Source organism: Pseudomonas sp. MPB23 (assembly GCF_046605395.1).
In the GTDB taxonomy this organism is placed as follows: domain Bacteria; phylum Pseudomonadota; class Gammaproteobacteria; order Pseudomonadales; family Pseudomonadaceae; genus Aquipseudomonas.
Genome location: NZ_CP176771.1, coordinates 4,867,758 through 4,881,947, shown reverse-complemented (window position 1 = coordinate 4,881,947; position 14,190 = coordinate 4,867,758). Strand labels below are relative to the sequence as shown.

The window sequence follows — 14,190 nt, the reverse complement described above, 5'->3', positions numbered from 1 at the left end:
TCCCCCGCAGGCCGAAGAGCCGCAACAGTAACGCCGGCGTTCGAGTGAACCCCGGCGTTGTTGCGTTTCGCGCGGGCGGTTTGTTGCTGGTTTATTTGGGCGAAAAAAAAGCCCGCTGGGGCGGCGGGCTTGATGTGCAACGTTTGTAACGGATGAGGCTTTACCCTACGTCTCTGGATGTGAATAAAGCGTGAAAAATATGTAAGAGAAAGTGTGAAAGTGCGGCCGTGGTATTGAGGGCGCTTTCGCTTGAAGCACAGCGCGATGCTGTGCCATTCGTCGCCACTGTCAACGTTGACAGCTAGACGCTCCTATTGGCTGGGTGTTTGATTTTCCATGTCCTGCGCGCTCATAGCGTCTTAACAAGGAGTCTCGCCATGCCTGACAATCCGATTGTTTCTGAGTCTATTACTCCCTCTGGACCTGCACTGCCTGATAGGGACTTTTGCACCCGCTGCGAAGGTGGAGGTATCTTCGTTGAAGACCTCGACTCCCCCTACGTCAATAACGCGGTCCAACCCGTGGTGTATGCCGATAGCGGGTTGGGAATCCGTCATATTGAAAACAAATTGTTCATAAACTTTGAACGCTGGTTCAACCTGAAGGCCGGTGATGTGTTTGAGTTCTTCATGGGGAACGAGCGGTTTCCTTTGGCCTGGGACGAAATCAGGCCGGGCGAAGATAACCAGTTACGTTACCAACTGGCTATCAGCCGCGAGCTAGTGCCGCTGGGGTTTGTCTACCCCTGCTTCGGGCGTGTGTTGCGGGTGGGTAGCAATAATGAGAGCACTTCTCCCAAGCAGACGTGGTTTGTCAAGGACACTCGGCCAGGTGGTGTCGATCAGGATCCTGGGCTGCCTTACCATTCCGAGTTGAAGGTGAGTTTGCCCCCTGACCTCAGCGCGCCGGGCGCCGTGCTGGACCCGGAACGAGCCCTTCATGGTGTGGTGCTGACGATCTTTCGTTATCCCGAAATACGCGTGCGCGACACCATCGAGTTGTATTGGAACGGTCACTTGGTGCTGATGCGGCTGGATGACGATCATGTTTCCGGGGCGAGGCCCATTGAAATCCTGGTAGAGCCGGAGATCATCTTTCGGCCCCATGGCAGCGGCCTGTTGACCATCCGGATTCGGGTCCAGGATGAAGTGCTGAATTATTCCGGCGAGCTGCAGCAATGGTCCCAGGCTGTTCATCTGGAAAGCGATCTGGACCCCTCCCTGCTCGAACGTCCCTACTTTCTGGTGGATGGCTACGACATCACCGATGTCGATTTCGATACCCAAGGGGACGGTCACTTTGAGGTTGAGGTTTATGTGCCCAACCGCCTGCCCGATGGTTCCTTGACACCTACCGGTACCCAGATCGTCGTGACGTTGAACGGTACGCGTCACGACGGTTCTCCGTTGGTCGTGCAGTTACCTCCGTTCCCGGCCCGGATCAACCGTTCTGCGTTTACTGATGTGGACAATGACCTGATCAAGCAACTGATCAATGGCACGCTGCAGATCAGCTACGAGTTACAGTTCCCTCTGGGAACTGTACTGGGGAGTTCCCGTCGCCTGACAGTGACGGTGTTCGGCGTTGTCTCGACGATGCCAGCCGTCAATGTCGTGGAAGATGATGCGGGGTTGATCGACCCGACCCTGGACTACATCACGGTGGAGTTTCCTGAATATACCCCCTATGACCGCAACTACAACGTGACCCTGCGCTTGGAAGCCCTGCGGCCTGGCGGTGGTGTGGAATTTTATGAGCAGACATTGCTTGCTGGTGCTCCACCGCCACCGACGCGTTTCCGGATTGTGCCCCGCACCGAGTTCCAGCGGTTTGTCGGCCTGGGCGATGCGAGGCTTTTCTACCGCGTGGACGACGGTGTGATCGGTGTACTTGGGGGCATTGGTGCGCTGGCGATCAGGGAGTCGGAACACCTGGTCGTGAAGTTCGGAGAGCGCGTGGCCGAAATGCCCGCACCGCTGCTGCAAGGGGTTGACGAGCATGACAACCTTGACCCGGCGGATGTCATCGGCATTGCCATTGTCACACTGCCCTATCTCCGCACGGCGCCAGACGACACCTTTATCTGGCGCTGGGTCGGTTCAGGTGTTGGTGGAAGCACCGGCGACGAAATAATCCTCAACGGGGGGACCGCTGGTAGGCCGGTCGAGTTTCCGGTGGACAAGGTTTACGTCGACCTGAACAACAATGGTGAGCTGCGGCTGAGCTACACCCTGATCCCGGGGAACGGCGGGCCAGCGCTACGCTCCGAAGTGCTGGTGGTCAGTGTGGGGCCGGCCCTGGGCGATTTGATCAGGCCCGAGGTGTTGGAGGCTTCCCGCCACCCCGATCAGTTGACGCCGGAGGCGGCCACGGCGGGAGCCACCATTTGGGTGAGCTTCCACCAGATGCGTCCCACGGATCGGGTTCGGGCCTGTTGGAGCGGTATTCCCGGTGTCGGCAGCCATTGTGAAACCAAGGATGGCAATAGCCACCAGACCCTGGAGTTCAATGTGCCTGCCACCGTGGTCGGGGCCAATATTCACCCGGATGGCCGTCACATTACGGTGCAATATTTCCTGATTCGCGGCGCCCGGGAAACGCCTTCCGAAGTCCTCACATTGCAACTGCTCGCCCTGACCACTTTGCCGATCCCCACCATCGAGGGCATTGGCGACAGTCCGGTGCTGGATTTGTCTCGCTTGGTCGGTTACGAACGCACAACCATCAACCGCTGGCCCTTCATCCATCGGTTGCAGCGGATGTGGATGGAGTATGAGGGAACGTATGCCGATGGCAGCCTCTATTTTGAGGCTACTTACACCAACAATCTGGTCACCGCCGACGGGGAAGTGGATGGCATCATGCCGCCGACGCCGGTGGATGAACTTCGTCACTTACGTGATGGCTCACAACTGACCATCCGTTTCTGGGTCAGCTTTGATCGTGGCACCGACAGATCCACTGCGCTGTTGTTCCGGGTGCGTGAGTATCAGGTGCAGGCATTACCGGGTGTCTTGCCGCACCCGTTTATCGCGGGGGCTTCGGGGACCGGACCGAGCGTGACCGTGGAGCCATTGTCGATTGAAAACAATGTAAGGGTCAGTGTGCGCTACGACGGCATGCTCAACACGGACAAGATCTCGTTGGAATGGATCTATCAAGACGCCAGCATTCACAGCGCCACGCTGGACGGTCTGGAGGGTGGCACCGTGGTGTTCACGTTCGACAACGCGATCCTGGCCCGGAGTGTCAACAGCACCATAGTGCTGCGCTACACCCTTCTGCGTAATGGCAACACTGTTCCCTCTGAGGATCAGACGGTAAGGATCAACACCATTGCCGCCGCCAGCCTGCCGCGACCATTGATTAACGGTATTGCCAACGCAGGCTTGTTGGATCTCAACACCTTCAACGGAAATGCCCAGGCAGCGGTCGCCAAGTGGCGCTTGAGTACAAGCGGGCAGCGGGTATGGCTGACCTGTAAACGGACGTCAGGCTCAGAGTTGGCGGTGCTCAATGGTGTTGCGATTACGGCGTCGGAGGCTCTGAATGGATTGGCGAACAAAGCCGTGCTGCGTAGTTGGCTGCAAGCCTTGCCGAACAATAGCCAATTTACCGTGGAGTGCAGTGTCACCTTTGATGGTGGATCTGATCGTGCTCGCGCGGTGAGCTTTCCTGTCACGACCTACACCGTGGCGCAGGCACTGCAGATTGATGCTTCGGTGATGTACTTGAATGGGTACGCAATCATCGCATTCAACTGGCCCAGAAATGGACAGGATTATCCGGGCAATGCGCTAACCCGCTTGGCGACTGGTGGTAGTCCTCCCTATACCTATACCTCGCGGAACGCGGCCATTGCGCAGGTGACCTCGGGTGGAAAGGTGGTGGGGTACAGTAACGGCAGCACTGTCATTGATGTTCGAGACGGGGTCGGACACACGGTTTCATACAGTGTCAGCGTTTCTAATGTATGGCGTGTACGTGAGAACGCCAACTCGTTAACCAGTACTGAAGCCTATAACTGGCGCAGGTCACTACCGGGCGCCATAGGGTTGGATTGGACCAATGGCATTGAGTACATGCAGAGGGTATATGGTCCTGCTTCCCAATTCCCGGTCCCCTATGACGCGTACTACTGGGTGTGCATAGACAACGGTGTTTATTGTTTCTGGCTGGTCGATGCCACTTGGGATACCCGGCAGCCTGCACAGATTTCGTGCCTGGGGGTCAACTGGCGGGCCTGGGCATGGTGTTTGCAACCAACGTAGTCCGATAGTCGTTACTGACGTTAGGCAACAGGTATGGGCGTGATGACGTGCGGGATAGGTCAATTGATGCTATCCCGCATTTTCCCGCGCTTGTTTAGCCGGGCGTCAAATCTTCCAGTGCGTGGAGGTCTGCGCCAAACGCTGGCGCATCGCATCCACATTCGCCGCCAACTGAACCGTCAACAACCGATACCCATCCAGTGCGCTGTACACCGGCGCATCCAGCCCAGGCTCGCCGCCCGTGAGGTGGCTCGCTCTCTCCAACCGCGGCGTCACCCCCGATTTCAACGCCCGCGCCATCCCCACCAACTGCACCCGAATCTGCCGGTGCTCGGCCTTCAACATCAGTTGCATCCGCGCCATCGCCTGTTCGTCGTGTGGGTCCGGGCGGGTATTGCCGAGAATCTCCAGGGTGCTGATGCACAGGCGCAGGTGCCGTTGGATCGCGTCCAGTTCGGTCATCGAAATGCGCACTTCCTTGGACACCGAGGGCATCAGCGAACGCAGTTGCAGCATCGCCGCATTCAGGCGGTTGAGCAGTTTCAGGTGCTCATCGTCGGTGACTGACTGGCCATTGATGATCCGGCTGTAGATCTGTGCGCAATCACGCAAGGCACTGGCCAGGTTGTAGCGCCACGAGTACACGGCATACAGCGGCAGGGCGAAGGAGAACGCCAGGGCCAGGGCGATGCCGATCAGGATGTCGACGGTGCGCCACAGGCCATCGGAAATCGGATTGTCCCCGTGGCCGGCGACGATGAACACCGTGATCGCCGACAGCAGCGCGATGTAACCGCCCTTGCCAATGGCGTGATAGGAAAAGAACCCGCACACCCCCGACATCAACAGATAAGTCAGCAGCGGCTGGCCGAAGTAGGCCTGCTGCAGCACGATCAACAGACCGACGCTGGCGCCAATCAAGGTGCCATAGGCGCGTTCCACGGCTTTCTTGCCGATATTGCCGTGGTGTTGTAAACCGCCGATCACGATCAGCATGGTCACCGATGCCCACTCACCATGGGGCAGGTTGATGCCGGTGGTGAGCAGGATCGTGGCCAGCAAGCCGATGGACACGCGCACGGCGTGGATCAACTTGGCATGGCGATAGCGGCGGTACGGGTCGAGCAATGGGCGCAGCAGGCGCCGGGCAAACGCAGGCAAAGGCAGGTTAATCAACAGCGCGTCGTCCTCTAGAAAATGTAGTCGGTGGTCAGGAAGCTCGAATCACGGTTGTGCAGGATCTCACCCAGCAGCGCCTTGTTGCTTTCCTGGAACTTGGTGGCTACCAGGGTGCGGATCGAAAACACGCGCAGTGCGTCATGTACCGACAGCGTGCCCTCGGCCGAGTTCTTGCGCCCGTTGAAAGGGAAGGTATCCGGCCCGCGTTGGCATTGGGCGTTGATGTTGATGCGGCCGACCTGATTGGCGAAGGTGTCGACCAGGCGCCCGATGTCCGCCGGGTTGGTGCCGAACAGACTCAGTTGCTGGCCGAAATCCGAGTCCAGCACGTAGTCGATCACCGTCTCCAGGTCGCGATAAGGCACGATCGGCACCACCGGGCCGAACTGTTCCTCGTGGTACACGCGCATCTGCGGGGTCACGGGGTACAGCACCGCCGGGTAGAAGAACGAGCCGCGACTGATGCCGCCGTTGTCATTCACTACCTTGGCGCCGTGTTGCGTCGCATCGGCTACCAGCGCGTTGAGGTAATCCACCTTGCCCACCTCGGGCAATGGCGTCAGCGACACGCCGTCTTCCCAGGGCATGCCGGGTTTGAGCGTGGCCAGCTTGCGGTTGAATTTCTCGATAAAACTGGCGACCACATCCTCGTGCACAAACAGGATTTTCAACGCGGTGCAGCGCTGCCCGTTGAACGACAGGGAACCGGTGATCGCTTCGCTGACGGCGTTGTCCAGGTCCACCTCGGGCAGCACGATGCCGGGGTTTTTCGCATCCAGGCCCAGTGCGGCGCGCAAGCGGTGCGGCTTGGGGTGCAGTTTTTTCAGGTCGCTGGCGGCCTTGTTGGTGCCGATAAAGGCAAAGATGTCGATCTTGCCGCTGGCCATCAGCGCGCTGACGGTTTCGCGGCCACTGCCGTAGATGACGTTGATCACCCCGGCCGGGAAGCTGTCGCGGAATGCTTCCAGCAACGGGCGGATCAGCAGCACGCCGAGCTTGGCCGGCTTGAACACCACGGTGTTGCCCATGATCAGCGCCGGGATCAGCGTGGTGAACGTCTCGTTCAGCGGATAGTTGTAGGGGCCCATGCACAGCGCTACGCCCATCGGTACGCGGCGGATCTGGCCGAGGGTGTCCTGTTCCAGCTCGAAGCGGCTGGAGCGGCGGTCGAGTTCCTTGAGGGCGTTGATGGTGTCGGTGATGTAGTCGCAGGTGCGGTCGAATTCTTTCTGCGAGTCCTTGAGGTTCTTGCCGATCTCCCACATCAGCAGCTTGACCACCGCCTCGCGCTGTTCGCGCATACGCCGCAGGAACGCTTCCACATGCTGGATACGCTCGACCACGCGCATCGTCGGCCAGGCACCCTGGCCACGGTCATAGGCGCGCACGGCGGCGTCCAGGGCGGTGAGGGCGGTGTCGGCGTCGAGCAGCGGGGTGCTGCCGATATGCACGCGTTCGTCCCCGAATTGCACCGGGCTGATGACCTGGGCCAACGGGCCGTTCCACACCTGCAACTGGCCATCCACCAAGTAATCACGCTGTTCGATGGGCGCCGCCAGGCGGTATTGCTCGGGAATATCGGCGGCGCTGGCGGGAAACAGTTGGGCAAGCAGGTTGCTGGTGGTCATGTCGCTACCCCTGAAATGGTTTCAAAACATGACTAGAGAGTCACCCAACAACCGGCTTCATGGCAAGACTTGTGCGCTTTGCAGTTCGCACGGTGGCATGTGCCGGGTAAACTCTGTGGCTTTCTTGAAGGAGTTCACATGAGCCAGTACCAGCCGGGCATTCTTGCCGCACCGGTGCCTTTGCAGGCACGCCATCTGTTTTTTACCGTGGATACCCTGGCAGCCGTGCCCGCTGCGCTGGACGCGCTGGTGCAGTTGGCCGACGCGGCGGCAGTGGTCGGGTTTGGCGAGCCGCTGGTGAATGCGCTGGGCGCGGGCATTGACGGCTTGCGTGCCTTCCCGGACGTGAGCGGGCCGGGTGCACATAATCCGTCCACCCAGCAGGCGCTGTGGGTGTGGCTGCAGGGTGTGGATCGCGGCGAGCTGTTGCTGCGCAGCCGTGCGTTCGAAAAGGCCCTGGCCCCGGCGTTCCGCCTGGTGCAGTCGATCGAAGGCTTTCGCTACAAGACCGGCTTCGACCTCACCGACTACGAAGACGGCACCGAAAACCCCCACGATGACGCCGCCGTTGAGGCCGCCCTCACCGACAGCGGCGCCAGCTTCGCCGCGATCCAGCAATGGCAGCACGACCTCGACGGCTTCGCCGCCTTGCCCGCCCAGGAGCGCGACCACATCATTGGCCGCCGCCATGGCGACAACGAAGAACTCGAAGACGCCCCCGAATCCGCCCACACCAAGCGCACCGCCCAGGAAAGCTTCACCCCGGAAGCCTTCGTGGTACGCCGCTCCATGCCCTGGGCCGAGAACGGCCAGGCAGGTTTGATGTTCCTTGCGTTCGGGCATTCCTTCGATGCGTTCGAAGCGCAACTGCGCCGCATGAGCGGCCTGGAAGACGGGATTGTCGATGGCCTGTATCGCATCAGCACGCCGTTGACCGGTGGCTATTACTGGTGCCCGCCGGTCAGGGATGGGCGTTTGGACTTGAGTGCACTGGCAGTCCAAGCCCACTGACGGCCTGGGCAGTGCCGGCACTTAGGGAAGTGCCTGTCTTTAAAAGGCGAACCTTCTGACATTCGGCGCGGATAGCAACTCTTTACTCTCTGGGACTTCGCAGACCCAGGAACTTATGCGGTTCTCTGGGTTGCCCTTTTGCCGACCTTGAGTGAAGCGCGCCATGGAGAATCAGAGAGTTGACCTTTCCAGCCCAAACCGAAGTGAGCCGATGTATGTTTCAGACAATCCTTGTGCGCCGCCTCAACCGCCTGCACAAATAAGTGACGACACACTCGCGCCACTGAAGAACTGGTGCCATCCCTTCAAGGATAAGACCAACCCGTTGCTGCAATTGACCCAGATGGCCAATGCGGTGGCGGGGTATTACCCCTTGGGACGCAATGGCCTTTGGCACGGCGGGGTGCATTTCGACGGTGGCACAGCCGCCACTCTGGACCAATCGAGCGTGCATGGCCTGGCCGATGGTGAAGTGGTGGCCTACCGCATCGACGAGCACTCGCCGACCACGACCTACGTCGTTGAACAGCTGTGCGTGCCAAAGCCCTTTTCACGCAATTTCGTGCTGGTACGCCATCGACTTGTCGCACCCGAAATCGAAGGAAGCCCGGACGAACCGCCAAGCCTGACTTTTTATAGCCTGTACATGCACCTGCGGGATTGGGCGGTTTACAGGCATGACCCTTCCATTCCCCGTCCGGCCTTCTGGCCCGAGGGACTAAGCGGCCATGTTAAAGCAACGGCGGGGGATACACTCCCAGGCCATCCCAGGGAACAGGGTCTGAAGGTTTACAACCAGGCGCAGCACGGCAAAGCGCTGGGATTGCTGTCACCGGGGACGCCAGTGACGGTCAGCGGCAAAGGTGAATTCCGAAAACTGGAAAACACCCATGGGCCTGATCGCTTGAAAAGCGCCGATGGCTCGCTGCTCGGTTACCTTCACATTGACTATCTGGCCCACATCGCCGGTGATGAGTATCGGATCAAGGCGAATCCCTCACTGCGCGTGCGCGCCGAAGCCAACATCAGCAGCACCATCCTGATGGAGCTGCCCCATGGCACGGAAGTTACCGCCAGCGGCGAAGGCGCATTCCGTAAGCTGGAGCGCGTCAATCAGTATGTTCACTTCGACTCCTTGGACGGTGTGCGCGAACCCATAGCGGACCGCATTGTGGTTCTCGATCAGCCCATCGCGATCAAAGCGGGCGACTTGATCGGTCATATGGGGACTTACCAAAACGGCGATGCGGAACACCCGGAAACAAAGTTGCATCTGGAAGCGTTCAGCGCTGACTGCGTGGAATCATTCATAGAGACGAGCCGTGCCTGGGCACAACGACTGCCCATCACAGGCAAGACTTGGCTGAAACTTGCCAAGGGCACTACCCTCGTAATGCATCAGGCGCACTTCAGCGCCACCTACCCACCCAGCCTGAACGAAGCCAACACACTCAGTGATGCCGATCTACTGGTGCCTGACAGCTTGCTCAATGGCCTCCCAGCCGAGAATAAAATCACTATCGCGGCAACGGCAGACCGAAAAACCTGCCACTGGTACCGCCTTGATGGATTACTCCACGACGCGAATGGCACGTTACTCGATGGCTGGCTGCGCGAAGAAGTGGGCATCACTCCGAGGGTCAACCCGTGGTCGTGGGAAGGCTACGACGTCATTTTCAACGACGAAGCCCCTGGACAATCCCTGGCGTCCTTTTTTCGAGCGGTTGGCCAGTTCAGCGAGGCAGAACTCGAACGCCATGGGGACTTGGCCGACAAGTCGGATAAAGGGCCGCTAAAGAGCCGTCTGTACGACATCATCGACCGTGACCGAGATGGGAACATGACCGCTGCCGAGTTGCAGTCAGCCATTGGCCTACCCGCGTACGCTCAATCGCTGGCGCAACTGATCGTCCACTACGAAAGCGAATGGCGCCACACCCCCCATAAGTGGGACGCGCTGGATGAAGTGCTTGACCATAGTGCTTCGACCCCACTGCGGAACTGGCTGGCGGAAAAGGAGCGGATCAAGCAGATCAGTTGGTGGAATGAAGTGGCACCGAAAGTGGGGTTGCCGGTGCATGGGCGGGTGTATCACTTGCATCCGGTGGGGTTGGGAGCTCGTTTCTTAGTCGTCAGTCCTCTAGAAATCACCTTCGCGCAGTTGAAAATGATATTTCCTACTGCTGATGATAGTGATATTGATGTAGTGCTTGGTGAGATAAACGGTCGCTTAAGCGAGTTTAAGTTAGATACTAGACTGCGGCAGCGCCACTTTTTCGCTCAGATTAAAGGGGAGGTGGGTTCCTCTATGAGAGGCGTCTCTGAGAGTTGGGAGTATTCACGGGAAGTCCTGAGATCATTTAGTGCTTACTATCGCGCGTATCCGATCGAAGCAGAAGAGGACGGATACTTGAAAGATAAGCAGGGGCGGATTGTTCGCAGGGCTAATCAGCGAAATATTGGTCGCAAGCATTTTCAGCGATTAAATGGTAATCGGGAGTCATTTCCTGATGATGGATATAATTTTCGTGGCAGAGGTTTAATACAGATAACGGGGTATGAAAAATATAATGGATTCATGCAGGCGTATTCTAAGTATTGGCAGGGCGCCGTACCCAATACAGTGGAGGATCCGGATCTTATTAATGAAGAGCCTAATGCCATACGAAGCGCTTTGTGGTTCTGGCTGAATTATAGGATCTATGATGCAGAGTGTGGAAATGGTTTTTCGGATGTTGGCGGTGTGACAAGAAGAGTGAATGGAGGGGGCGTTGGGCTTGAAGAGAGAAAGGCTGCATATGAACTTGCGGAGAGGGTTCTGACTTGAGCGTAATCAACGGTAGGATGGTGGTTTTTTTGACTTCTCTGGGCGTGAGTTTAGATTCGTACAGTGCTGGATTCAGTCTGTGTGCACCTGATGAGTTGATCATCGCTTCTTGTCAGTTGGAGGAAGCAAAGAGCAGGACGGTATCTTTTTGTGCTAGTGCTGATAGGGCGATGGTTAGTTATAGGTTTGGTTTGAGTTCGAATGTGGAGATGAACTCTGTTTTTTTCAGTGATAGGACGTTAAGTCGGTGGGTGGATCTCGCCACCTATACTGTTTATCTAGGGTTTAGGCGAGGTGAATATAGTTATGTTTTTGGTGTTCCACAGGAGAGACCTGGTGCTAAATCTTTTCTGGACGTGTTCAAGGATAACAAGGCTATCATGAGTGCTAAATGCACCGATAATTCATTTGGGGAAAAGGACATAAGGAGCAGTGCGATAAAAGAGGTGGCAGATGAATTCGTTAGAGGTTATGGCTTTGTGTTTCCGCCTAATGATATTACAGAGCACTAAAGTGGTTATTGCGCAGGTTGAGTGTCAATGAATTCGTTAAGGAAGGTTCAGCTGTTCCGTAGGGTGAAGTATCTTTTGGCATGGGTGTTTTCTTGGGGCTCGCGCATGAAAATTCTGACAGACAAGCAATCGCGCACTGAAAAAATCCCCGGCTGCCCGTAATCTAGACGCCTCTGTTACCTGCACGGACCGTTCATGTCTTCTGTTGTCGATGGGTTGCCCCTCAATAAACGCCTGCCGGCCGTCATCGCGATTTCCCTGGGAATCGGCATGGCAACCCTGGACACGGCCATCGTCAACACCGCGTTGCCCACGCTGGCGGAAGGGATCGGTACCGATTCCGCCTCGGTGATCTGGGTGGTCAACGCCTACCAACTGGCGATTATTGCCACGGTGCTGCCGTTTGCCTCGCTCAGTGATGTGCTGGGGCATCGACGGGTGTACCTCGGCGGGTTGCTGCTGTTTATCCTGTCGTCGTTGTTCTGCGGGCTGGCCGGTTCGCTGGTCACCCTGACCGTCGCGCGGGTGGTGCAGGGGCTGGGGGCGGCGGCGATCATGAGCGTCAATACTGCGTTGCTGCGGCATATCTACCCGTCAAAAATGCTTGGGCGTGGCCTGGGCTATAACTCGCTGGTGGTGGGCTTGGCATTTACCCTGGGGCCGACGGCGGCGTCGGCGATTCTGTCGGTGGCGACCTGGCATTGGCTGTACCTGATCAACGTGCCGCTGGGGTTGCTGGCCCTGGCGCTGGGCTTGCGTTCATTGCCGGCCTTGCCGATGGCCGGGCATGCCTTCGACCGTCTGGCGGCCGTGTTGTGTGCCGGGTTGTTTGCCCTGCTGGTGTTGGGGTTGGGCACGGCAGTGCATGGCGTTCAGGGCGCGCTGACCCTGGGCTTGATTGCGCTGGCGCTGGTGTGCGGCGCCTTGTTGCTGCGCCGCCAGGCCGGTCACCCCGCGCCGATGCTGGCCCTGGACCTGTTCAAGCGGCCGGTGTTTGCCTTGTCTTCCCTCACTGCGATCTGCGCCTTCAGCGCCCAGGGCCTGGCCTTTGTGTCGCTGCCGTTTCTGTTGCAGGCGGTGCTTGGCCATAGCCAGGTGGAAACCGGTTTTCTGATGACGCCATGGCCTGCCGTCGTGGCGGTGATGGCGCTGGTGGCGGGGCGCTTGGCGGACCGTGTGTCCCTCGGTGTGTTGTGCGGGCTCGGCCTGTTGATGCTGGGCGTGGGCATGGCCGCCTTGGCGAACCTGGGCACTGGCGCATCGGCGTTCGATATCGGCTGGCGCATGGCGCTGTGTGGCGCCGGTTTTGGTTTCTTCCAGTCGCCCAACCTCAAGGCCTTGATGACCAGTGCGCCGTTGGCCCGCAGCGGTGGGGCCAGCGGTATCGTGGCGATTTCGCGGTTGTTGGGGCAGACGCTGGGCGCGTCATTGGTGGCCCTGTGTTTCCACCTATCGCCGGGCAGTGGCCCGCACTATGCGCTCTGGCTGGGTTGCATGTTTGCGCTGGTCGGCGCTGTGGCCAGTGGCCTGCGTTTATTGCCCTATGGGAAAAAGGCGTGATTGGGCGTTGTAAAGCAGCGGTCGCGAAGGCTACCGTGACGACCTGAATATTTCGGGATGTTTCAGATTTATGTCCAGCCTGGCCCTCCGCACTGCTGATGTCACTTCCCGCCGCGCCGCGCTGACCCTTGCTTTATGCCTGCCCAGTGATGTGTTGCTCTACCTGCTGCTGCCCATGGAATCCCAGGCCTTTGGTATCACGCTGGCCCAGGCGGGAGTGCTGCTGGCGGCCAACCGTCTGGTGCGGATTTTCGGTTATCGCCATGTGTTGAATTTCTATGCGCGCAATGGCGACCGTCTGACCTGCATGATCGCCGCCGGCGCCGCGACGTTATGTGCCCTGGGCAACTCGATGTTGTCGGGCTTCGCGGCACTGCTGGGACTGCGGCTGGTGTGGGGCCTGTGTTTTGCCGCGTTGAACCTGTCGACCCAGGTGTTGGCCACCTCGGAACCGACAGGCGCCGCGCGCCGGGCAGGGCGTTCACGCGCGTTGATCGCCCTGGGGCCGATGCTGACATTGCCGCTGGGTGGGTGGCTGACGTTATGGGCGGGGCCGCGTCCGATCTTTCTGATTCTCGCCGGCTGCTGTCTGGTGGGACTCTGGATGGCACGCGGGCTGCCCAGCGCCGGACATGATCTGCACAGCACACCGGGGCGCCGCTTCAAGTGGCCCGACAGCGTGGCGATGTGGTCGTTTATCGAAGGTGTGGCGCTGGATGGGCTGTTTATTTTTGGCCTGTCGATCCAGGCGCAGAAACTGCTTGGCGGCGATGCGGTGCTTATCGCCGGGGCTTTGATGGCGCTGCGTTATGTCTCGGAAATGCTCCTGAGCCCGTTGGGCGGTCATGCGGCCCAGCGGTTTGGTGCCACCTCGATGCTGTTGTTGTTTTCGTTCCTGAGTGCATTGGCGCTGACCGCATTTGGCAGCTACTGGGTGATCGTCGGCGCGGCGGCGGTGCTGGTGCTGCGCGCGTTGCAACTGCCGCTGGTGACCACCCTGGTGGCCGAACGCAACCCTGGGGTGATGCGGGTGTCGGCGCTGGCCTCGAATGCCGTATGGCGCGACATCGGCGCCGGCCTGGGGCCATTGCTGGCCGGCCTGTTGCTGCCGATTGCCTCGGCACCGCTGGTGTTCGGCCTGGCGGGTACGGCGATTGCGGTGAGCGCGATATTCTGCTGGCGAGCAAAAATTTCCCACTGAT

At 58.9% G+C, this 14,190-nt stretch carries 8 protein-coding genes; 6 read left to right on the top strand and 2 right to left on the bottom strand.

Translation table 11 applies throughout. The annotated features are described in order from the left end of the window. The first annotated feature begins 377 nt into the window (after positions 1-377). A complete protein-coding gene (locus ACLH0J_RS21990; protein WP_411389012.1) occupies positions 378-4,271 on the top strand; it encodes a hypothetical protein in 3,894 nt (1,297 codons plus the stop codon). Between the two features lie 105 nt (positions 4,272-4,376). Here the strand turns inward: ACLH0J_RS21990 and ACLH0J_RS21985 are convergent, their stop codons facing one another. Both ACLH0J_RS21985 and ACLH0J_RS21980 read right to left on the bottom strand, forming a co-directional pair. Next, positions 4,377-5,438: an FUSC family protein gene (locus ACLH0J_RS21985; RefSeq protein ID WP_411392874.1), complete on the bottom strand. Its 1,062-nt coding sequence runs from the start codon at positions 5,436-5,438 to the stop codon at positions 4,377-4,379. Between the two features lie 23 nt (positions 5,439-5,461). Further along, complete coding sequence (locus ACLH0J_RS21980; protein ID WP_411389011.1) at positions 5,462-7,078, bottom strand: NADP-dependent glyceraldehyde-3-phosphate dehydrogenase; 1,617 nt, start codon at positions 7,076-7,078, stop codon at positions 5,462-5,464. 138 nt (positions 7,079-7,216) lie between these two features. Here ACLH0J_RS21980 and ACLH0J_RS21975 point away from each other — a divergent pair, with 138 nt between their 5' ends. The 5 genes from ACLH0J_RS21975 (at position 7,217) to ACLH0J_RS21955 (ending at position 14,189) form a co-directional block, all read left to right on the top strand. Next, a complete protein-coding gene (locus ACLH0J_RS21975) occupies positions 7,217-8,089 on the top strand; it encodes a Dyp-type peroxidase (protein WP_411389010.1) in 873 nt (290 codons plus the stop codon). 211 nt (positions 8,090-8,300) lie between these two features. Beyond that, positions 8,301-10,916, top strand: a complete 2,616-nt coding sequence (locus ACLH0J_RS21970; RefSeq protein WP_411389009.1) for a glycoside hydrolase family 19 protein — start codon at positions 8,301-8,303, stop codon at positions 10,914-10,916. Continuing rightward, positions 10,913-11,428 (top strand): hypothetical protein, encoded by a 516-nt coding sequence (locus ACLH0J_RS21965; RefSeq protein WP_411389008.1) that lies wholly within the window; start codon positions 10,913-10,915, stop codon positions 11,426-11,428. The genes ACLH0J_RS21970 and ACLH0J_RS21965 overlap by 4 nt, the downstream gene beginning before the upstream one ends. A 195-nt stretch (positions 11,429-11,623) precedes the next feature. Beyond that, positions 11,624-12,988, top strand: coding sequence for an MFS transporter (locus ACLH0J_RS21960; protein ID WP_411389007.1), 1,365 nt, complete (start codon positions 11,624-11,626; stop codon positions 12,986-12,988). A gap of 70 nt (positions 12,989-13,058) precedes the next feature. Beyond that, positions 13,059-14,189: an MFS transporter gene (locus ACLH0J_RS21955; protein WP_411389006.1), complete on the top strand. Its 1,131-nt coding sequence runs from the start codon at positions 13,059-13,061 to the stop codon at positions 14,187-14,189. Position 14,190: the final 1 nt, after the last annotated feature.

Coding starts and splice junctions, on each gene's coding strand:
- ACLH0J_RS21975 (WP_411389010.1), top strand. CDS start 7,217: ATGAGCCAGTACCAGCCGGGCATTCTTGCCGCACCGGTGCCTTTGCAG.
- ACLH0J_RS21955 (WP_411389006.1), top strand. CDS start 13,059: ATGTCCAGCCTGGCCCTCCGCACTGCTGATGTCACTTCCCGCCGCGCC.
- ACLH0J_RS21990 (WP_411389012.1), top strand. CDS start 378: ATGCCTGACAATCCGATTGTTTCTGAGTCTATTACTCCCTCTGGACCT.
- ACLH0J_RS21970 (WP_411389009.1), top strand. CDS start 8,301: ATGTATGTTTCAGACAATCCTTGTGCGCCGCCTCAACCGCCTGCACAA.
- ACLH0J_RS21960 (WP_411389007.1), top strand. CDS start 11,624: ATGTCTTCTGTTGTCGATGGGTTGCCCCTCAATAAACGCCTGCCGGCC.
- ACLH0J_RS21980 (WP_411389011.1), bottom strand. CDS start 7,078: ATGACCACCAGCAACCTGCTTGCCCAACTGTTTCCCGCCAGCGCCGCC.